This window comes from Cytobacillus sp. C11.1 (assembly GCF_058145115.1).
Window position 1 is genome coordinate 1527568 of the sequence record NZ_CM176935.1, and the last position, 21721, is coordinate 1549288.

18 protein-coding genes, 1 tRNA gene, 1 other RNA gene and 2 pseudogenes are annotated in these 21721 nt (G+C 44.0%); 20 read left to right on the forward strand and 2 right to left on the reverse strand.

Going from position 1 to position 21721, the window contains the following annotated elements; all coding sequences use genetic code 11:
- The first annotated feature begins 11 nt into the window (after positions 1-11).
- The 6 genes and pseudogenes from trxB to AC3ZVC_RS07515 all read left to right on the forward strand — a co-directional run bounded on the left by trxB (position 12) and on the right by AC3ZVC_RS07515 (position 5140).
- Positions 12-962, forward strand: a complete 951-nt coding sequence (trxB, locus tag AC3ZVC_RS07490; protein WP_490067699.1) for a thioredoxin-disulfide reductase — start codon at positions 12-14, stop codon at positions 960-962.
- 464 nt (positions 963-1426) lie between these two features.
- Positions 1427-1885 (forward strand): NUDIX hydrolase, encoded by a 459-nt coding sequence (locus tag AC3ZVC_RS07495; RefSeq protein ID WP_026582041.1) that lies wholly within the window; start codon positions 1427-1429, stop codon positions 1883-1885.
- A gap of 27 nt (positions 1886-1912) precedes the next feature.
- Positions 1913-2806, forward strand: a complete 894-nt coding sequence (gene rapZ / locus AC3ZVC_RS07500) for an RNase adapter RapZ (protein WP_490067702.1) — start codon at positions 1913-1915, stop codon at positions 2804-2806.
- Positions 2803-3779 (forward strand): annotated as a pseudogene (locus AC3ZVC_RS07505) (gluconeogenesis factor YvcK family protein). Before rapZ ends, AC3ZVC_RS07505 begins: the two are co-directional and overlap by 4 nt.
- A 125-nt stretch (positions 3780-3904) precedes the next feature.
- Positions 3905-4855: a DNA-binding protein WhiA gene (whiA, locus tag AC3ZVC_RS07510; RefSeq protein WP_490067704.1), complete on the forward strand. Its 951-nt coding sequence runs from the start codon at positions 3905-3907 to the stop codon at positions 4853-4855.
- 27 nt (positions 4856-4882) lie between these two features.
- Positions 4883-5140, forward strand: coding sequence for an HPr family phosphocarrier protein (locus tag AC3ZVC_RS07515; protein ID WP_490067707.1), 258 nt, complete (start codon positions 4883-4885; stop codon positions 5138-5140).
- A 38-nt stretch (positions 5141-5178) separates the two neighbouring features.
- Here the strand turns inward: AC3ZVC_RS07515 and clpP are convergent, their stop codons facing one another.
- Entirely contained in the window at positions 5179-5784 is a 606-nt protein-coding gene (clpP, locus tag AC3ZVC_RS07520; protein ID WP_214726248.1) for an ATP-dependent Clp endopeptidase proteolytic subunit ClpP, read from the reverse strand.
- Positions 5785-6094: 310 nt separating this feature from the next.
- Between clpP and AC3ZVC_RS07525 the strand changes: the two genes are divergently transcribed.
- From AC3ZVC_RS07525 to ssrA, 14 genes and pseudogenes are all read left to right on the forward strand, one after another.
- A tRNA-Arg gene (locus AC3ZVC_RS07525) sits at positions 6095-6166 on the forward strand.
- Positions 6167-6652: 486 nt separating this feature from the next.
- Entirely contained in the window at positions 6653-7984 is a 1332-nt protein-coding gene (rpoN, locus tag AC3ZVC_RS07530; protein ID WP_490067713.1) for an RNA polymerase factor sigma-54, read from the forward strand.
- Positions 7985-8001: 17 nt separating this feature from the next.
- Positions 8002-8250 carry a glutaredoxin family protein gene (locus tag AC3ZVC_RS07535; RefSeq protein ID WP_490067718.1) on the forward strand — a complete coding sequence of 83 codons (249 nt, stop codon included), beginning with the start codon at positions 8002-8004 and terminating at the stop codon, positions 8248-8250.
- Positions 8251-8385: 135 nt separating this feature from the next.
- On the forward strand, positions 8386-9408 hold the full coding sequence (locus tag AC3ZVC_RS07540; protein WP_490067720.1) for a sugar-binding transcriptional regulator: 1023 nt from the start codon (positions 8386-8388) through the stop codon (positions 9406-9408).
- Positions 9409-9453: 45 nt separating this feature from the next.
- Positions 9454-10461 carry a type I glyceraldehyde-3-phosphate dehydrogenase gene (gene gap / locus AC3ZVC_RS07545; RefSeq protein WP_490067722.1) on the forward strand — a complete coding sequence of 336 codons (1008 nt, stop codon included), beginning with the start codon at positions 9454-9456 and terminating at the stop codon, positions 10459-10461.
- 334 nt (positions 10462-10795) lie between these two features.
- A complete protein-coding gene (locus tag AC3ZVC_RS07550) occupies positions 10796-11980 on the forward strand; it encodes a phosphoglycerate kinase (RefSeq protein ID WP_490067725.1) in 1185 nt (394 codons plus the stop codon).
- A gap of 62 nt (positions 11981-12042) precedes the next feature.
- Positions 12043-12804: a triose-phosphate isomerase gene (gene tpiA, locus AC3ZVC_RS07555; RefSeq protein WP_490067727.1), complete on the forward strand. Its 762-nt coding sequence runs from the start codon at positions 12043-12045 to the stop codon at positions 12802-12804.
- Positions 12797-14336: pseudogene (gpmI, locus tag AC3ZVC_RS07560) on the forward strand (2,3-bisphosphoglycerate-independent phosphoglycerate mutase). Before tpiA ends, gpmI begins: the two are co-directional and overlap by 8 nt.
- Positions 14337-14599: 263 nt before the next feature.
- The gene (gene eno / locus AC3ZVC_RS07565; protein ID WP_214726240.1) at positions 14600-15895 is read left to right on the forward strand and encodes a phosphopyruvate hydratase; all 1296 of its coding nucleotides are present in this window, start codon (positions 14600-14602) and stop codon (positions 15893-15895) included.
- 187 nt (positions 15896-16082) lie between these two features.
- The gene (gene secG, locus AC3ZVC_RS07570; RefSeq protein WP_110064632.1) at positions 16083-16316 is read left to right on the forward strand and encodes a preprotein translocase subunit SecG; all 234 of its coding nucleotides are present in this window, start codon (positions 16083-16085) and stop codon (positions 16314-16316) included.
- A 234-nt stretch (positions 16317-16550) separates the two neighbouring features.
- A complete protein-coding gene (locus tag AC3ZVC_RS07575; RefSeq protein ID WP_490067731.1) occupies positions 16551-17297 on the forward strand; it encodes an alpha/beta hydrolase in 747 nt (248 codons plus the stop codon).
- Positions 17298-17340: 43 nt separating this feature from the next.
- Complete coding sequence (gene rnr / locus AC3ZVC_RS07580; RefSeq protein ID WP_490067735.1) at positions 17341-19665, forward strand: ribonuclease R; 2325 nt, start codon at positions 17341-17343, stop codon at positions 19663-19665.
- 169 nt (positions 19666-19834) lie between these two features.
- Positions 19835-20302 carry an SsrA-binding protein SmpB gene (gene smpB / locus AC3ZVC_RS07585; RefSeq protein WP_490067739.1) on the forward strand — a complete coding sequence of 156 codons (468 nt, stop codon included), beginning with the start codon at positions 19835-19837 and terminating at the stop codon, positions 20300-20302.
- A 151-nt stretch (positions 20303-20453) separates the two neighbouring features.
- Positions 20454-20790: a transfer-messenger RNA gene (ssrA, locus tag AC3ZVC_RS07590) on the forward strand.
- A 327-nt stretch (positions 20791-21117) separates the two neighbouring features.
- On the opposite strand, the gene AC3ZVC_RS07595 is transcribed toward ssrA, so the two are convergent.
- Positions 21118-21525 (reverse strand): LAGLIDADG family homing endonuclease, encoded by a 408-nt coding sequence (locus tag AC3ZVC_RS07595; RefSeq protein ID WP_490067742.1) that lies wholly within the window; start codon positions 21523-21525, stop codon positions 21118-21120.
- Positions 21526-21721 lie beyond the last annotated feature (196 nt).

The following is a 21721-nucleotide window of genomic DNA, read 5'->3' on the forward strand; positions in this document are numbered from 1 at the left end:
AGTGAATCGTTGTGAGTGAAGAAAAAATTTATGATGTCATTATCGCTGGAGCAGGCCCAGCCGGAATGACAGCTGCTGTCTATACATCCCGTGCTAATCTTTCTACATTAATGCTTGAACGCGGTGTTCCAGGCGGACAAATGGCGAACACAGAAGAAGTTGAAAACTATCCTGGCTTTGACCATATTTTAGGGCCGGATTTATCTACAAAAATGTTTGACCATGCGAAAAAATTCGGCGCTGAATACGCTTATGGCGATATTAAAGAAGTGATTGACGGCGAAGAGTATAAAACAGTTGTTGCCGGATCCAAGCAATACAAAGCCCGTTCTGTCATTATTTCAGCTGGTGCGGAGTACAAGAAGCTAGGCATTCCTGGTGAAAAAGAGCTGGGCGGACGCGGGGTGTCTTACTGTGCGGTCTGTGATGGTGCTTTCTTTAAAGGCAAAGAGCTTGTTGTTGTCGGCGGCGGTGACTCCGCTGTTGAGGAGGGTGTTTATTTAACTCGCTTCGCATCCAAGGTAACAATCGTTCACAGACGTGAAGAGCTGCGCGCGCAGGCAATCCTGCAGCAGCGTGCGTTTGACAATGAAAAAATTGACTTCATCTGGAATACAACGGTTAAAGAAGTCAACGAAAAGGATGGCAAAGTGGGCAGCGTAACCCTAGTGTCTACTGAAACGGGCGAAGAAAGGGAATTCAAGGCAGACGGTATCTTTATTTATATCGGAATGGTTCCTCTATCCAAGCCGTTTGCAAGCCTCGGCATTACAAACAGCAACGGCTATATTGAAACAAATGAGCGTATGGAAACGAAGGTGGAAGGCATTTTTGCTGCTGGTGACATTCGAGAAAAATCCCTGCGCCAAATCGTAACGGCTACTGGCGATGGAAGTATCGCTGCTCAAAGTGCCCAGCATTATGTTGAGGAACTAAAAGAAAGCCTTAAAGCGAAAAATTAATTTCAAAAAGCTGCACATCACCCAAAAGGGGTACGTGCAGCTTTTTTATTAGAAAATTTAGCCACCTCGTGCAAAGATTAACAAAAAGTCATGTTGTTTTAATTCTTCTGTAACCTGTGTGAAATAAATATCGGGTAATATAGGAATAGAAATTGACCCCCTTTTAAAGATATAATCCTTTGTAAAGCACAGGCACTTGGCCTGTGCTCTTTTTTTTGTGTTGGGAAGTTTATATGGAGAGAGGCTTACGGAATGAAGTCTTGCCAGCGGTTTGCGGAGTACTCAACAGGCCCCTCCGGTATTCCTTTTAACTTTCTTTATTGGAAATCTGTATTCATTGTGGCTGTATGACAAAAATAGTATAATGAAAGGAATAAAGAAAAGCGTTAGCCGGCTTTTACATAAAGCGATTCCTTGCAAAAGCAGTTAACGGAATGATTCGGATAAATTAGAGGTGAATAGTGTTGCAGCGAGTCACGAACTGTGTGTTATTAAAAGATGATCAAGTATTGCTTTTGCAAAAGCCCAGACGAGGCTGGTGGGTAGCGCCGGGCGGAAAAATGGAGCCAGGCGAATCAGTAAGGGACTCGTGCATCCGTGAGTTCAGGGAAGAAACCGGAATCTATCTGCGCAATCCCAATATAAAAGGGATTTTTACCTTTATCATGAAGGATGGCGATAAGGTTGTACAGGAGTGGATGATGTTCACGTTCCTGGCCACAGCCTCGGATGGCTTAAATGTGGATGAGTCCGAGGAAGGCAAGCTTCGCTGGCATCCGTTTTCGGAGATAAAAAATCTGCCGATGGCTGCTGGTGATTCACATATATTGGAATATATGATTCACGGCCAGGGCATGATTTATGGAACGTTTACGTACACGCCAGATTTTGAATTGATCAGTTACAGGCTGGATCCTAGCTGAATTTTGACATAAACAGGGGGAAATAGAATGAGTACGGGTGCTGTGAATGATACTCAAATGGTCATTATTACGGGAATGTCAGGGGCCGGCAAGACGGTAGCCATTCAAAGCTTCGAAGACCTTGGCTTTTTCTGTGTCGATAATTTGCCGCCGACACTGCTGCCGAAGTTTCTTGAACTGATGAAGGAATCAGGTAATAAAATGAATAAGGTAGCATTGGTGATGGATTTGCGCGGGCGTGAATTTTTCGATCATTTGTTTAAGGCTTTGGATGAGTTATCGGAGACCTCATGGGTTACACCGCAAATTCTTTTCCTGGACGCGGATGATTCGACATTGGTTAGAAGATATAAAGAAACCAGACGATCACATCCCCTTGCTCCATCCGGATTGCCCCTGGAAGGAATTAAGCTTGAGCGGGAGCTGCTGGAGGAGTTAAAAGGAAGGGCCCAGCTTATTTATAACACTTCCCAAATGAAACCAAGAGAATTGCGTGAAAAAATTCTTACGGAATTTTCATTAAATAAAAAGACAATCTTTACAGTCAATGTGATGTCCTTTGGCTTTAAGCATGGAATACCGATTGACGCAGATCTTGTATTCGATGTGCGTTTCCTGCCAAATCCTCATTATATCGAGCATATGAGGCCGAAAACCGGTTTGGATGAAGATGTATCCAGCTATGTGCTGAAATGGACGGAAACAAGTAAATTCCTCGAGAAGGTTACGGAGCTGCTGAGCTTTATGCTTCCTCACTATAAAAGGGAAGGAAAGGCCCAGCTCGTTGTGGCGATTGGCTGTACCGGAGGCCAGCACCGTTCGGTAGCATTGGCAGAATATATAGCTAATTATTATAAAAAGGACTACCACACGGCCATCACTCATCGTGACATCGAGAGGAGAAAGGAAAACACCAAATGAACAGACAGCCAAGAATTGTCATCATCGGAGGCGGAACAGGATTGCCCGTTCTCCTGCGGGGATTAAAGAAGCATCCTGTTGATATTACTGCGATTGTGACAGTAGCCGATGATGGCGGCAGCTCAGGAAGATTACGAAATGACCTTCGCATCCCTCCGCCTGGGGATATCCGAAATGTGCTGGCTGCTCTATCAGATGTGGAGCCGCTGATTGAGGAGATGTTCCAGCATCGCTTTGCGACATCCAATGAGTTATCCGGCCATTCACTCGGTAACCTGATTCTTGCAGCCATGACCTCGATTACAGGCAACTTTGTCCATGCCATTCAGGAAATGAGCAAGGTTTTAAATGTACGGGGAAAGGTTCTGCCGGCTGCCAATCAAAGTGTTGTGCTGCATGCGGAAATGGAAGACGGGACAATCGTTTCAGGTGAATCGAGATCCCTTACTCCGGCAAAAAAATTAAACGGGTATTCTTAACGCCGAAAAATATTAAAGCCCTGCCTGAAACACTGCAGGCAATCAGACAGGCAGATATGATTATTATCGGGCCTGGCAGCTTATACACCAGCATACTTCCAAACCTGCTAGTGCCTAAGCTCGGCAGCGAGGTTTGCCACTCGAAAGCCAAAAAGGTGTATATATGCAATTTAATGACACAAGCAGGGGAAACGCTTGACTATACAGCGAGTGACCATGTGAAGGCGTTATATGACCATATGAGCTGTGCGTTTATCAACACGATTCTTGTCAATAATGAAGAAATTCCTCGGCATATCCAGGAACGGTATAGCGAGGAAATGGCTAAGCCTGTTGTTTATGATACAGGTGCACTGACCGAACTGGGCCTTGAGATTATGCATGGCGAGATTGTCAGCCACGAAAATGGGATGATTCGCCATGATACAAAAGAAGTTGCCCAAATGCTTTATAATTTGCTTTTAGATGAAACCAATAAGCGTTTTAACGCGTAATATATATGTGTGCAAAGGCTAAGCCAGTGAAATATAAACTGTGCATACGCTTGCCCCGGAGAGAATATTATATCTAAAGAATATTTTTATCCTGGCTTCAGTTTTTGCAGATAGGGGGTGAAGGGATGTCTTTCGCTTCGGAAACGAAAAAGGAATTGACGAACCTGGAAATAAAAGATTGCTGTGGAAAAGCGGAATTATCCGCGCTCATCAGGATGAATGGATCACTCTCTTTTTCCAACAGGAAATTGATCGTGGATATTCAGACGGAAAATGCGGCAATTGCAAGAAGGATTTACACACTGATCAAAAGGAACTATCAAGTTCAGGTTGAACTGCTTGTCCGCAAGAAAATGAGATTAAAAAAGAACAATGTTTATATTGTCAGATTGAACGAACAGGCAAGCATGATACTAGATGACCTGAAAATTTTAAGCGAGGGATTCGTTTTTACACACGATATTTCCGGTGAGCTTATTAAAAAGAAATGTTGTAAGCGTTCTTACCTGCGCGGCGCATTCCTTGCGGGGGAATCTGTTAATAATCCGGAGACCTCATCCTATCATCTTGAAATTGCTTCGCTTTATAAGGAGCATAATGACGCTCTTTGTGAACTAATGAATATGTTCGGACTGAATAGCAAAACGCTCGAACGGAAAAAAGGATATATCACGTACTTAAAGGAAGCTGAAAAGATAACCGAATTCCTGAACATTATCGGCGCCCACTCTGCATTGCTGCGCTTTGAAGATATCCGGATTGTCCGGGATATGCGAAATTCGGTAAACCGTCTCGTAAATTGTGAAACAGCGAACTTGAACAAAACCATCGGTGCAGCGCTGCGCCAGGTTGAAAACATCCGGTTCATCGACCAGACAGTCGGACTGCAAATTCTGCCTGACAAGCTAAGGGAGATCGCCGAATTGCGTGTGGCGTATCAGGATGTCACATTGAAAGAGCTTGGGGAAATGGTCTCGGGCAGCAATATTAGTAAATCGGGCATCAATCACAGATTAAGAAAAATAGATGAAATAGCTGATAAACTCCGAGCAGGAGAAACGATGTCACATCATTAACAAGGAGTCAGCAGGGAGGAGATAAATATGGCGGAAAAACAGGTTGAAGTTAAGCTTAAAACAGGATTGCAGGCACGTCCGGCAGCATTATTCGTTCAGGAGGCAAATCGGTTCTCATCCGATATCTTCCTTGAAAAGGACGGCAAAAAGGTAAATGCGAAAAGCATCATGGGGCTTATGAGCCTTGCTGTCAGCTCCGGGTCTGTGGTTACCCTACGAGCACAAGGAAACGACGAAAACGAAGCAATCGAAGAGCTTTCAAAATACATCCAGAAGGAAAACTAAAACAACTCGCATCGGGAAGATGCGAGTTGTTTTTTATCTTATTTATCTTTCTTTTCTTCCAAAGAGTTGCGGGTAATAATTTGATCAACCAGACCGTATTCAAGCGCTCTTTCAGCTGTCATGAAGTTGTCGCGGTCTGTGTCTCTTGCAATCACTTCAAGCGGCTGTCCTGTGCGCTCTGAAAGGATTGTATTTAGCTTTTCACGAAGGAAAAGAATGCGTTTTGCAGCAATTTCAATTTCTGTCGCCTGGCCCTGTGCACCGCCAAGTGGCTGGTGAATCATAACTTCACTGTTTGGAAGGGCAAAACGCTTGCCTTTTTCACCTGCAGCAAGCAGGAAAGCACCCATTGATGCAGCCATACCGATACAAATCGTCTGAACCTTTGGCCTGATAAATTGCATAGTATCATAAATAGCCATACCAGCTGTGATGCTTCCGCCAGGGCTATTTATGTAAATAGAAATGTCTTTCTCAGGGTTTTCAGCTTCAAGGAATAACAATTGGGCAACAATAGAGTTGGCCACATTATCGTCGATTCCGCTTCCCAGCATAATAATGCGGTCTTTTAAAAGGCGGGAGTAAATATCATAAGCGCGCTCCCCGCGGTTTGTTTGTTCGATAACTGTAGGGATTAAGTTCATTTTCAAATTCCTCCTTTAAAATAAGGGTTCAACATACAATGTGAACAAGCATGTTCTACCAAGTGAAGAAAAATTTAATACTTTCTGTATGTAATAATATGATACACTCATGGTCAATTAAGGTCAAACAAATCGCATGGAAAGCCAGGCATATTCGTTCGACATCATTTTCTGTGCTGTCCTATCCCATTCCATGATACCCATTGTTCCAATTTTTAAACAAAAAGTATGCTTGCAAAGTTAAGGAACTTATCATATAATTAGTAATCGTAACGGCTGAGCGCTTGGTCAGCCAGCGATTAAAGTATCTGCCCTCGTGGTGCAACGGATAGCACGTAAGATTCCGGTTCTTGAGATGTGGGTTCGATTCCTGCCGAGGGCGCTGCCAAAACTCCTTGTCTGATATGGACAGGGGGTTTTTATTTTGCGGAAAATGTCCTTACATAAAAAGTTGAGTCTATCAGTATATAGACTGGTCCATCCACGCATAAACCGTCTGCATTCACTTGAAAAAGCTATCCGCACATAAACCGGCTCCAAACGCATATAAAAATTTCTATCCGTATATAAATCGACGCTACTCCGCACATAAAAAATTTTATCCGCATTTCTTTCCTTCTTTTCACCCGGAAATTATCCCGCCAACTCTGCAAATTAGCCGTCTTCACAAAAATACTAAAAAAAATCCGCTAAAAATCTGCATTTTATCTAAAAAAAAGAATATTATTCCCTCCCGCATGCATATGGTGAAGTATTCAGAAAAACGGAGCGGTGCAGGTACCAGCGTGTTTTTTTACATGAGCTGGCAAGATATTTCCATACAATATTTACCGCGAATAATGTAAAATGGGGACAGGGGGAATGTACGATGAATTTGAAAGCTGGGTTATGGCAGCAGCAGACAATGAAATTAGCAATGACACAGGAGCTAACGCAGGCGATTGCCCTTTTGCAATACAGCACACTGGAGCTCTCATCTTTCCTCGAGAGTAAAGCACTTGAAAATCCCCTCTTAAAAGTAGAGTCAGGTCACGTCCAATCAATGGATCCCCGTTATGACCGTGTGAAACAGACGAGAAAAAAGGTTGAAAAAGATAAAATAAATTGGATTGAGCAAATTGGCTGCGGAAAAACGATGCTGCTGGATGAGCACTTAAAGTCACAGCTGCACTTCAATTTGAACGCTGCCGAAGAAAAGGTAATCGAACGCCTTATTGAAAGCCTTGATGAAAACGGTTACTTTCGGGCGGAGCTTAGCGCCGTTGCCTCATCTTTCAGCATATCGCCAGAGGAAGCGGAACACATGCTCGAAATGATACAGGAACTGGAACCTGCCGGTGTAGGAGCCAGAAACCTGCAGGAATGTCTTTCATTGCAGCTGAAAAGAATGCCCGAAAGAAACGAGCTGGCAGAAGCTATTATTGATGAATATTTCACCCTTTTTGCGGAAAAGAAGTGGAAGGAGATCGCGAAACAGCTGGGCGTGGAACTGAAGGAAATCCAGGAGGTTTTCGATCTCGTTCAGACCATGAACCCAAGGCCGGCATCATCCTTTCAAAGCGAAAAGTCCGCATATATAACACCGGACGTGATCATAAAATGGGATGGGGAATCTTTTTCAGTCAGCGTTTTTGACGAAGCCCTTCCGAAGATCAGTTTTAATAATGATTACTATAAACGTTTTTCTGCTACTGGAGATCGAAATGTGAGCCGCTTCCTCCAGGAGAAGCAGCAGGATTATCATTGGATCATAAGGAGCATAGAACAAAGAAAAGAGACGCTCACCAATGTTACCCTGAAAATCGTTGAAAAGCAGCAGGACTTTTTTATAAAAGGGCCATCACACATAAAACCGATGACGATGAAGGAGATTTCAGATGAGCTTGATATCCATGAATCCACCGTCAGCCGTGCAGTCCGGGAAAAATATGCACAAACACCGTACGGAACGTATGAGCTTAGATCCTTCTTCTCAAGCACGATTAAAACAGTCTCCGATGAAAATACATCATCTCAGCAGGTTAAGACGATTATTAGTAAAATGATTGAAGGGGAAAATAAGCAAAAGCCTTTATCCGATCAGGAGCTGGTAAAGCTGCTGAAAGAAAAAGAAGGAATGGTTGTCAGCAGAAGAACGATCGCGAAATATCGTGACCAGCTCGGCATCCCATCTTCATCAAAACGGAAAAGGTATGATTGATAAAGGAGATTATCACTGTGAACCAGCCAGAGATCGTGCTATATACACGAAGCAGATGCCCGCTTTGCGATAAAGCAAAGGATGTACTAGTAGAATTAAAGAAAGAACACCATTTTACGTTAATTGAACGCGATATCGATGAGAGCGATGAACTGACAGAAAAATATGGCTTGATGATTCCGGTCGTTGAAATGAATGGGGAAGAAGTGCAATTTGGGCATATTGACACAATTACAATAAGTGAAGCGCTTACAGAAAAAATCTGAGTTTTATCAGTTGAATTCATCAATCACTCCTGCTATTATTGATTTTGAAGCAAGGGTGATTTTTTTTGCGGTAAGTGGGACATAATATGTCTATGCGGGACAAAAAATGACCACATATGATGAAGGAGCCATCCGATGTACTCACTAATTGATATTCAAAAAAGAATATTGCCTGATATGCTTGCGGTTATGCAAAAGCGTTACGGAATCCTGCATTACATAGGGCTGATGGAGCCTGTTGGAAGAAGAAGTCTTGCCGTAAGTCTTGGCTTGACGGAAAGAGTACTGAGAAGCGAGGTTGAGTTTTTAAAAGACCAGAACCTGATTCGCATCTCCAGTGCAGGCATGAGCCTCACTTCCGATGGCAAAGATTTATTGGAAGCCCTCGAAGGAATAATGAGGGATATATCGGGTATAGCCTTAATGGAACAGAAACTATCAGCTAAGCTTGGCATCCGCCAAGCAATCATCGTTTCCGGCAATAGCGATGAATCTCCCTGGGTCAAGCAAGAGCTTGGACGAGCGACGGCTTCGTGTATGAAATCCAGGCTTGAAGGAAAAAATATCATCGCAGTTACTGGCGGATCAACGATGGCTGCCGTCGCAGAAATGCTGACACCAGACCTGGCGGAACGGGATTGGCTATTTGTCCCGGCAAGAGGCGGAATTGGCGAGGATGTCAAAAATCAGGCCAACACAATTTGTGCGAAAATGGCCGATCATACAGATTCCAGGCACCGAGTCCTTTATGTGCCGGACCAGGTAAGCAAGGAAATGTACGATAGCATTATTAAAGAACCTGATATTAAAGAAGTCATCACCCAAATCAAATCTGCAAGCATGGTTTTACATGGCATTGGGGACGCTATAACAATGGCGGAACGCCGTAAAACCAGTGATGAAGATTTTGAGAAAATTGAGCAGGCCGAAGCGGTAGGCGAAGCATTTGGCTATTACTTTAATGAAGGCGGCGAGGTTGTACATAAGGTTCAAACCATCGGCCTTCAGCTGGATGATTTATCCCATATTGAACATGTTATTGCTGTAGCAGGCGGTGCCTCCAAGGCAAAAGCCATCGCAGCTTATATGAACCGTGCACCATCCCAAACGATTTTAATTACAGACGAAGGTGCCGCAAAACAGTTGTTAAAAGGGTAATCCCTTTTCAAATATAAAATCTACCTTTTTAAGGAGGAAATAATAATGGCAGTTAAAGTTGGTATTAACGGATTTGGAAGAATCGGGCGCGTTGTTTTCCGTGCAGCCCTTAATAACCCTAATGTAGAGGTTGTAGCAGTAAACGACCTTACAGATGCAAACATGCTTGCACACCTTTTAAAATATGATTCCGTTCACGGAACATTAAATGAAGAAGTAACAGTTGATGGTGACTACCTGGTAGTTGGCGGCCAAAAAGTAAAAGTTATCGCAGAGCGCGATCCTGCTCAATTAGGCTGGGGAGATGTTGGCGTAGAAGTAGTAGTAGAATCAACTGGCCGTTTCACAAAGCGTGCTGACGCTGCGAAACACCTTGAAGCCGGCGCGAAAAAAGTTATCATCTCTGCTCCTGCATCTGACGAAGACATCACAGTTGTTATGGGTGTTAACCATGAGAAATATGATGCTGCGAACCATCATGTCATCTCAAACGCTTCTTGTACAACAAACTGCTTGGCTCCATTTGCGAAAGTATTGAACGACAACTTCGGAATCAAGCGCGGTATGATGACAACTGTCCACTCATACACAAATGACCAGCAAATCCTTGACTTGCCGCACAAAGACTACCGTCGTGCGCGTGCAGCAGCAGAAAACATTATCCCAACAACAACTGGAGCTGCAAAAGCAGTATCTCTAGTATTGCCTGAACTAAAAGGTAAATTGAACGGTGGAGCTATGCGTGTTCCAACTCCAAACGTTTCTCTTGTTGACCTTGTTGCTGAGCTTGACAAAGACGTAACGGCTGAAGAAGTAAACAGCGCTCTTAAAGCAGCTGCTGAAGGCGACCTAAAAGGCATCCTTGCATACAGCGAAGAGCCATTAGTATCTGGCGACTACAACGGAAACCCAGCATCTTCTACAATCGATGCGCTTTCTACAATGGTTATGGAAGGCAACATGGTAAAAGTAATCTCTTGGTATGACAACGAAACTGGTTACTCTAACCGTGTGGTTGACCTTGTTGACTACATTGCTCAAAAAGGACTTTAAGATTTAATTCTTTACCAAAAAAGATTAGTTTACGAAGTATTCACCAGCTGAAAAAATCTTTCTAAGATTGCCTCATCTTGTTGGATATTAAAATCGTGAACGTCTATAATGAATAAAGGTAAAAGGGGAGCAGGGAAACATTCCCTCTCCCTTTTGTTTTAAAGCAAAAAGTAAAAATAATTGACTAGGGTGGTGTCTAGCTCCAGCGCCTAGGGGCTCGAGTCATAAGCCAATCGCTTCTGAAGGCAAAGAACGCCTTCTGCCAGCGCTCGTCTTATGCTTGTCGCCCCTGGGCCAGGCGCTTCCGCTTTTCTAGTAAGGAGGTCCTTTTGCTGTGAACAAAAAAAGCGTAAAAGATGTGGAGTTAAAAGGTAAGCGAGTTTTTTGCCGCGTTGATTTCAACGTGCCTATGAAGGATGGACAGGTAACAGACGAAACTCGTATCCGCGCAGCTCTTCCAACGATTGAGTATTTGACTAACCAGGGCGCTAAAGTTATTTTAGCGAGCCATTTGGGACGTCCAAAAGGTTCAGTTGTTGAAGAATTGCGTTTAACACCTGTTGCCAATCGTTTGTCCGAGCTTCTTGGCAAAGAAGTGAAAAAAGCGGATGAAGCTTACGGCGATTCTGTAAAAGCAATGATTGAAACGTTGGGTGAAGGGGATGTACTTCTTCTTGAAAATGTTCGTTTCTATCCTGGCGAGGAGAAGAATGACCCTGAATTAGCTAAGGCTTTTGCTGAATTGGCTGATGTATATGTAAACGATGCATTCGGGGCTGCCCACCGTGCCCATGCTTCAACTGAAGGAATTGCACACCATCTGCCTGCAGTATCCGGCCTATTAATGGAAAAAGAACTGGATGTACTCGGAAAAGCTCTTTCAAATCCGGAGCGTCCATTTACAGCCATTATCGGCGGTGCAAAGGTTAAAGATAAGATTGGCGTAATTGAAAACCTTCTTGAAAATGTAGATAACCTGATCATTGGCGGCGGACTGGCTTACACATTTGTAAAAGCACAGGGCCATGAAGTAGGAAAGTCTCTATTGGAAGAAGATAAAATTGACCTTGCAAAATCGTTTATGCAAAAGGCTAAAGAAAAAGGAGTAAATTTCTACATGCCTGTTGATGCCATTGTTGCGGATGATTTTTCTGAGGAAGCCAATATTAAAACAGTTGCGATTGAAGAGATCCCTTCTGACTGGGAAGCACTCGATATTGGACCAAAAACACGCGAAATTTACAGCGATGTGATACAAAACTCAAAGCTTGTAATCTGGAACGGCCCAATGGGTGTGTTCGAATTGAAAAAATTCGCCGGCGGAACAAGAGCTGTGGCTGAGACTTTAGCAGAAGCGAATGATACATATTCAGTCATCGGCGGCGGTGACTCTGCAGCTGCGGTTGAGAAGTTCCATCTAGCAGACCGCATGAGCCATATCTCCACAGGAGGCGGCGCTTCTCTTGAGTTTATGGAAGGGAAAGCTCTGCCTGGTGTCGTAGCTTTAAACGATAAATAATAGAAGGGGCTGATTTAGCCCTGTCTATTGACAATAATAAAAAGCAGAAAAGGATGTGCAAGATGCGTAAACCAATTATCGCAGGAAACTGGAAAATGCATAAAACACTTCCGGAAGCTAAAGCATTTCTTGAAGAAATCAATGGCTTAGTACCGGGGAAAGAGCAGGTTGAAACAGTCGTATGTGCGCCTGCACTATTCTTGGAGCGCCTGGTTGAAAGCGCGAAGGATTATGATGTCGAAATCGGTGCACAAAACATGCACTTCGAGGAAAGCGGTGCTTTTACAGGCGAAATCAGCCCGGTTGCACTTGAAGATCTTGGCGTTAAATATGTCGTTCTCGGCCACTCAGAGCGCCGAGAAATGTTCAATGAAACAGATGAGGCAGTAAACAAGAAGACGCTGGCTGCTTTCAAATATAACTTAACTCCAATCGTATGTGTCGGTGAATCGCTTGAACAGCGTGAGAACGGCGAAACGAAGGAGCTTGTTGGCTCTCAAGTTGAAAAAGCCCTTAACGGCTTGACTGAAGAGCAGGTAAAGCAAACTGTAATCGCTTATGAGCCAATCTGGGCAATCGGAACAGGCAAATCTTCAACCTCTGAAGATGCCAATGAAGTATGTTCCCATATCCGCTCTGTGGTTGCGAAGCAATTTTCACAAGAGGCTGCAGATGCAGTACGCATTCAGTACGGCGGCAGCGTAAAGCCTGGCAACATTAAAGAATATATGGGACAGCCTGATATTGATGGCGCACTTGTAGGCGGAGCAAGCCTTGAGCCGCAATCATTCCTTCAATTATTGGAGGCAGGCAAGAATGAGTAAATCTCCAGTTGCATTAATCATCTTAGATGGTTTCGCATTGCGGGGCGAGCGGATGGGTAATGCCGTTGCCCAGGCAAAGAAGCCAAACTTCGAACGTTTTTGGAACACCTACCCGAATGCGACCTTAACGGCGAGCGGTGAAGCGGTAGGGCTTCCAGAAGGGCAAATGGGAAATTCTGAAGTAGGCCACCTAAACATTGGCGCAGGCCGGATTGTTTATCAAAGCTTAACAAGAGTGAACGTGGCAATCCGTGAAGGACAGTTTGAGAAAAACGAAACCTTCCGTTCTGCGATTGACCATGTGAAAAAGAATGGGACAGATCTTCATTTGATGGGACTTCTATCAGATGGCGGTGTTCATAGCCATATACAGCACTTATTTGCCTTGCTTCGCATGGCAGCTGAAGAAGGTGTTAAGAATGTCTATATCCATGGTTTTTTGGATGGACGTGACGTTGGACCGAAAACAGCTGAAGGCTTCATTAAAGAAGCACAGGAAAAAATGAAGGAATACGGAGTCGGTGAATTTGCAACGATTTCTGGCCGTTATTATTCCATGGACCGCGATAAGCGCTGGGAGCGTGTTGAAAAATCATACCGTTCCATAGTGTATGGAGATGGCCCTGCGTACAGCGATCCTCTGGATTTAGTTGATGATAACTATAAAAATGGGATCTTTGATGAGTTCGTTATTCCATCTGTAATTACTAAAGAAGATGGCGCACCGGTTGCAACGATCAAAAATAATGACGCGGTTATATTCTATAACTTCCGTCCGGACCGGGCCATTCAGATTTCAAATACTTTTACGAATAAAGAGACTTCCGTTCCTTTGATAGAGGGCCAGGGCATCCTGAGAATTTATTCTTTGTTTGCTTAACCCACTTCAGTGAAACGGTTGATGGATATGTTGCGTTTAAACCGACAAACCTGGATAACACTTTAGGTGAGGTTTTAGCGCAAAATAATAAAACTCAGCTCCGCATTGCGGAAACAGAAAAGTATCCTCATGTTACGTTCTTTATGAGCGGCGGACGTGAAGAGAAATTCCCTGGCGAAGAGCGGCTTCTGATTGATTCACCGAAAGTAGCTACCTATGACCTTAAGCCTGAAATGAGTGCTTATGAAGTAACGGACGCGTTGCTGAAGGAAATAGAAGCGGACAAATTCGATGCGATCATCCTTAATTTTGCAAACCCGGACATGGTCGGCCACTCAGGTATGCTTGAGCCAACGATCAAAGCGGTAGAAACAGTTGACGAATGCTTAGGCAAAATTGTCGACTTGCTGATTCAAAAAGGCGGAAAGGCTATCATTACAGCTGACCACGGAAATGCCGACGAAGTTGTCACTTTGGAAGGCAGCCCGATGACCGCCCACACAACAAACCCAGTACCAGTTATCGTCACACAGGAAGGCGCAGAACTCCGTATACAAACGGAATCCTCGGAGACCTTGCTCCGACCGTGCTTGACCTGCTTGGACTGGAAAAGCCTGTTGAAATGACTGGAACAACGCTTCTGAAAAAATAGTTTTTTTCCGTATGGTTTGCAGCTCTTTTTTTCAGTAAATTAAATTCAACCCACTGAGTTGATTGGAGCGGAGGGCGCTTGACTCCTGCGGGAAGAGAGGGAAGTGGGAGACCCCACAGGCGCAGCCGAGGAGGCTCCCATTCCTCCCCGCGGAAAGCAAGTGACCGCAGCGGAAATCAACGGGCAGAATTTTCAAGTGAAAACAAATAAGAGAAGAGTCAAAAGATATAACAATTTTTCGATATAAAAAGGAGAGAATTGATATGCCATTTATCCAACATGTTTATGCTCGTGAAGTATTAGATTCCCGCGGTAACCCAACAGTTGAAGTTGAAGTTTTAACAGAATCCGGCTTTTTCGGCCGCGCGATTGTTCCTTCTGGAGCTTCCACTGGTGAGCACGAAGCTGTAGAACTTCGTGACGGCGACAAATCCCGCTACCTTGGAAAAGGCGTTCAAAAAGCGGTAGATAACGTAAATAACCTAATTGCTGATGCAGTTATCGGCTTGGATGTAACCGACCAGGTTGGCATCGACCGCACAATGATTGAATTAGACGGAACTGAAAACAAAGGCAAGCTAGGTGCGAACGCTATCCTAGGCGTGTCTATGGCTTGTGCACATGCTGCAGCTGAGTCTGTAGGACTTCCTTTATACCGTTACCTTGGAGGCTTCAACGCGAAGCAGCTTCCAACACCAATGATGAACATCATCAACGGCGGATCTCATGCTGACAACAACGTAGACTTCCAGGAATTCATGATCATGCCTGTTGGAGCTCCTACTTTCAAAGAAGCAATCCGTATGGGTGCTGAAGTATTCCATTCATTGAAGAAAGTACTATCTGGCAAAGGCCTGAACACAGCTGTTGGTGACGAAGGCGGATTCGCTCCAAACCTTGGTTCAAACCGTGAAGCTCTTGAAGTAATCATCGAAGCAATCTCTAACGCTGGCTACGAAGCCGGTAAAGACATCCACCTTGCAATGGACGTTGCCTCTTCTGAGTTCTATAACAAAGAAACTGGCAAATACGATCTTGCAGGCGAAGGCCGCACAGGCTTAACTTCTGAAGATATGGTTAACTTCTATGAAGAGCTTGTAAACGAATTCCCAATCATCTCTATTGAAGATGGTCTGGACGAAAACGACTGGGAAGGCCACAAGCTATTAACTGACCGCATCGGCGGAAAAGTTCAGCTAGTTGGTGACGACCTATTCGTAACAAACACGAAGAAGTTAGCTCAAGGTATCGAGCAAGGCGTAGGAAACTCAATCCTAATCAAAGTTAACCAAATCGGTACGTTAACTGAAACATTTGAAGCAATCGAAATGGCGAAGCGCGCTGGCTACACTGCAGTAGTTTCCCACCGCTCTGGTGAAACTGAAGATGCTACAATCGCTGACATCGCAGTTGCCACAAACGCTGGCCAGATCAAAACTGGTTCCATGTCCCGTACAGACCGTATCGCTAAATACAACCAGCTTCTTCGCATCGAAGACGAGCTTGGCGATTTAGCAGTATACGACGGATTAAAATCTTTCTATAACTTGAGCAAGTAATCTTGCTTGGTGAGCAGCCGTCCCGGATGGGGCGGCTGTTTTTTAACAGGTAATATTGCTGGTGTACAGCATCCAAAATTAATAGTTGGCCGGTATCTAACAGGCCCTGCCAAAATCTTATTGTTTATACCACCAAAATGTGATAAATTAAGAATAATGTGATTGTACGTTTTCAGGAGGTGGCTTCATGCATACATTATTTATTACTCTTTTAGTGATTGTATCGATTGCGCTTATCGTTGTTGTACTCCTTCAGTCTGGTAAAAGTGCAGGTCTTTCCGGTGCGATTTCCGGGGGAGCTGAACAGCTTTTTGGAAAACAAAAAGCGCGCGGTCTTGATTTGATTCTACACCGTGCTACGATTATACTATCTGTTTTGTTCTTTATCCTTACGGTTTTAGTATCTTTTTTCGCAGTATAAATGAACTCAGTGCCTGGCCTGTCATAAGGTCAGGCTTTTTATTTTTTGCTGCTGTGGCCCCTATCACAAGCGGCTTTTTGCTTGCTGCGAAGGGCGCCTTCGCTTTTCTTTTTACATACAAAGCTTTTTGTTGGCATGTTGCCCCTTTGTTTGCTAAAAATAAGGAATGCAGTTTCAATCAAACGTTTGATTAAGAAGAATTTAGGAATTATATAGGTAAAAGGAGTTTTATAAATGAAGATTGTAGCGCCAAAGCCGTTTACGTTTGGAAATGGAAAAAGGGCAGTTCTGCTGCTGCACGGTTTTACAGGTAATACTGCGGATGTAAGAATGATGGGACGGTTTCTTGAAACGAAGGGCTACACCTGCCATGCTCCGCTATATAAAGGACATGGCGTGCCGCCGGAGGAGCTTGTGCACTCAGGGCCGGAAGACTGGTGGAAGGACGTCATGGAAGGGTATGAGTTTTTAAAAAACAGAGGGCATAAGGAGATTGCTGTTGCAGGTCTTTCCCTTGGCGGCGTATTTTCCCTTAAATTGGGTTACACTGTACCTATAAAGGGTATCATTCCGATGTGCGCACCTATGTACATAAAAAGCGAAGAGGTCATGTATAAAGGAATTCTGAGCTACGCAAGAGAATATAAGAGACTGGAAGGGAAGTCAGAAGATCAAATTGACCAGGAAATGGACGAATTCCAAAAGACGCCGATGAAAACGCTGAAAGCCCTTCAGGAACTGATAGCGGATGTGCGCAATCATGTGGATATGATCTATTCCCCGACGTTTGTCGTCCAGGCTCGACATGATCATATGATCAACACGGACAGCGCCAATATCATTTTTAACGAAGTCGAAAATGATTTAAAACAGCTGAAGTGGTATGAAGAGTCCGGCCATGTGATTACGCTTGATAAAGAACGTAATCAGCTTGAAGAAGACGTTTATCAGTTTTTAGAAAAGCTGGATTGGGAAGAATAAAAGAAAAGAAAATAAAATATCTCCTTAAGGAGGGATGATTGATTTGGAAAATAATATTCAACAGCTGATTGACAAGCTGCTTCATTATATGAAGGATGAGGCTTATAAGCCTTTAACGGTGCAGGAGCTTGAGGCTGCATTTGGAATCGAGGATTCGACTGGCTTCAAAGACTTCGTCAAAGCGCTTGTTGTGATGGAAGAGAAAGGCCTTGTTGTCAGAACGCGAAGCAACCGCTATGGCTTGCCGGAAAAAATGAATCTCATCCGCGGAAGACTTTCAGGACATGCAAAGGGATTCGCCTTTGTGATCCCGGAAGAGCCGGGGATGGACGATATTTTTATCCCGCCGAATGAAACAAATAATGCACTGAACGGTGATACCGTCCTTGCGCGGGTTACATCTGAAAGCTCAGGGCAGCGGAGAGAAGGTACAGTTGTCCGCATCCTGGAGCGCGGTGTTACACAAATCGTGGGAACATATACAGAAAGCAAGCATTTCGGGTTTGTGATCCCGGATGATAAAAAGTTTGCCAGCGATATTTTTATTCCGAAAGCAGCCTCAAAGGGTGCTGTGGAAGGGCATAAGGTTGTTGTAAAGCTGACTACTTATCCGGAAGGGCGCAAAAGTGCTGAAGGCGAAGTGATCGACATCCTTGGGCATAAAAATGACCCGGGTGTGGATATTCTGTCCGTTATCCACAAACATGGCCTTCCGCTTGAGTTTCCGGAAGAAGTGCTTAAGCAGGCTGAAGAGACGCCGGATACGATTGACCCCAGCGAGCTTGAAAACCGCCGTGACTTAAGAAATGAAGTCATTGTCACAATTGACGGCGCCGACGCAAAGGACCTTGATGATGCCGTCATGGTTCAAAAGATGGATAACGGCAATTACAGGCTTGGCGTCCATATTGCGGATGTTACGTATTATGTCCGTGAGGATTCGCCGATTGACCGGGAAGCCGAAGAACGGGCAACGAGTGTGTATTTAGTAGACCGGGTAATCCCGATGATTCCGCATCGCCTATCAAACGGTATTTGCTCCCTAAATCCGAAAGTGGACCGCCTCACGCTATCCTGTGAGATGGAAATTACATCAGATGGGGAAGTTGTGAATCATGAAATTTTCCAGAGTGTGATTAAAACAACTGAACGAATGACTTATTCAGATGTGAATAAGATTCTGGAAGACGAAGATGAAGAACTTATCAACAGGTACGAATCTCTTGTGCCAATGTTCCAGCTGATGAAGGAGCTTTCTCTTATTTTACGTAAAAAGAGAATGCATCGCGGAGCCATTGATTTTGACTTCAAAGAAGCAAAAGTTATTGTGGATGAAGAAGGCAATCCGACAGATGTTGCCCTGCGTGAACGTTCGATTGCAGAGCGCCTGATTGAAGAATTCATGCTGGCGGCAAATGAAACGGTTGCTGAACATTTCCACTGGATGGACGTGCCGTTTATTTACCGTATTCATGAAGATCCGAAAGAAGATAAGCTTAGAAGGTTTTTCGAGTTTATCACAAACTTTGGCTATATTGTAAAGGGAACAGCTAATTCTGTTCACCCGCGCGCCCTGCAGGAAATCATTGAAGAAGTTCAGGGCAAGCCCGAAGAAATGGTTATATCAACGGTAATGCTGCGTTCCATGCAGCAGGCTAAATATTTTGAAGAGAGCCTGGGCCACTTCGGGTTATCAACAGAGTTTTACACACACTTCACATCGCCGATTCGCCGTTATCCGGATTTAATCGTTCATCGCTTAATCCGCACCTATTTAATTGAAGGTAAGCTGGATCAGGCGACCAGGGAAAAATGGAACGCTTCACTTCCGGATATTGCGGAGCATTCATCCAATATGGAGCGCCGTGCGGTTGAAGCTGAGCGTGAAACAGATGAGCTGAAGAAAGCGGAATATATGGCTGATAAAATTGGCCAGGAATACGACGGCATTATCAGTTCTGTAACGAACTTTGGAATGTTCGTTGAGCTTCCAAATACGATCGAAGGCCTGATCCATGTCAGCTATATGACAGATGATTATTACCGCTATGACGAGCGGCAGATGGCCATGATAGGCGAGCGGACGGGCAATGTCTTCCGGATTGGTGACGAAATCACTGTCCGTGTGGTCAATGTAAACAAAGACGAGCGCTCTATCGATTTTGAAATCGTCGGCATGAAGGGAACCCGCAGACGGGAACCAAGAGATGCGCCGAAGGTTTTCAAAACAGGCAGCACCGAGAAAAAGCCGCGCAAAGGAAAGTCTGACCAAGGCAGAGGAAACAATTCAGACGGACCTAGAAAGAAAAAAGAGAAAAAGCATTACGAAAATGCGCCGAAAGCTAAGCGGAAGAAAAAGAAGCGATAGCGGAATAAGGGAGGGTCTTAAAAGGCTCTCTCTTTCCCTTCCTGATAGGGCTTCTCGTTGAGAGAGAACTGGAAATTTGCTATAATAGAGAGACTGCTAAAGAACGGATGCTGCATTTTTCCTGCCGTTAAAGACAGAAATAGGAAAGAGGAGCAAAGGGGGATTCATCATGCCAAAAGGTACTGGCAAAATGGTTGCGCAAAATAAAAAAGCATATCATGACTACTCAATAGAAGAAACTTACGAAGCGGGCATTGTTCTCCAGGGAACAGAGATTAAATCAATCCGCGCCGGCAAGGTAAACCTAAAGGATTCATATGCAAGGATTCAAAACAACGAAATCCATCTATTCGGCATGCATGTCAGCCCATATGAGCAGGGGAACCGCTATAATCATGATCCGCTCCGGACAAGAAAGCTGCTTCTTCACAGAAAAGAAATCAACAAGCTGATCGGCGATTCAAAAGAAATTGGCTATTCGCTTGTACCATTAAAAATGTATCTAAAAAACGGCTATGCAAAAGTTTTATTAGGCCTTGCAAAGGGTAAAAAGAAATATGACAAGCGTGAGGATCTGAAGAAGAAAGAAGCCAAGCGTGAAGTAGAGCGTGCTTTCCGCGAAAGGCAGAAAATGTAAATCCAAAACCTTACAATTGAAAAATTAACTCAGTGTGCTATAATAGTAATTGTCACAGTGAGTGACACAATCTTTAGCTCATCTATTTCGAGCTTTTCCGAACGTCAGCGTGCAGAATGAGATTCGGCGCAGACCTATTATATGGGGACGCTACGGATTCGACAGGGATAGTTCGAGCTTAGGTTGCGAGTCGAGGGGATCGGCCTCGTTAAAACGTCAAAGCCTATAACTGGCAAACAACAAAACAACTTCGCTTTAGCTGCCTAATAGGCCTTTAGCGGTTCGCCCCTCCATCGCCCATGTGGTAGGGTAGCGGACTCACTCTTAGTGGGCTACGCCGGATTCCACCGTCTGAGGATGAAGGAAGAGAACAACCAGACTAGCTGGCCGGACGCCCGTCGATAGGCATAAGGACCAGCGAAACGCGAATATATCGACTACACTCGTAGAAGCTTAAGTGCCGATATTTCTGGACGTGGGTTCGATTAATTATTAGTCGCCTTGTGTGGCAACACACAAGTGAAAATTCGGCTTTATCGGTGAAACCTAAGTCGCCTAACTGGCGATAAGGCAATGCCGAGCGGTATGTGGAGTAATTCAACAGCCGTGTATCGACTTATAGGCTGCCACAAAAATGGTAGTACTAGGATGCGGAATCCTGCCTGAAACCCAGGTAAATATATATTTCGCATAATACGCCGAAGGGCCTGCCAGACTGCAGGTTCAAGATATAGTCAGTGCCATCTCGAAAGGATGGAAGTGCACGTCCCACCGTCTCCACCAAATACATATTTGGTGGTTTTTTATTTGTCTTTTTATATATTAAAAAATGTTTCCTCGAATAAAAGCTTTTGTTTTAACATCTCAGCATTATACTTTCCGTTTCTGGGTGTTACTTTCTCATAGTTTTCAATAATCCACAATGCTCGATTTCTCTTTTTATTAACTCTCAAATAAGGGGATATTTGTTTAAGCAATGTGAGAACAATTACTTTTTGTTTGATATTTAAAGAGAAAGAGTTCTTATGAATATCCGGTTTATAATTTTTTTTATTAGTAATTGTCCCGCCTGTTAATGAATGTACATAAACTAATAGTTCCATATCGGTTGATGCTATGGTAATGCATGGCCTTCGATGCTCACTGGCATGCATTCTGGTTAAAGTGATTGTTCCTTCTCCGTCTATTATACCTGCAATATATGCTGCCTCCCAATTATTCATGTTTAACCCCCTCTAAAAAGAGAACGTGTATTCTATTTTATTTTAATTTAAAGTGGTTGAAGTTGTAAACAACCGACTTAAACTGTCTCCAAATAAAATGTAATTATATAATGGTGTTAAATCAGAATCCTCTTTAAGAAGGGACGAACAACGTGAGCCGAAATATTTCTACAGGAATCACCGCAGGCCTTATCCC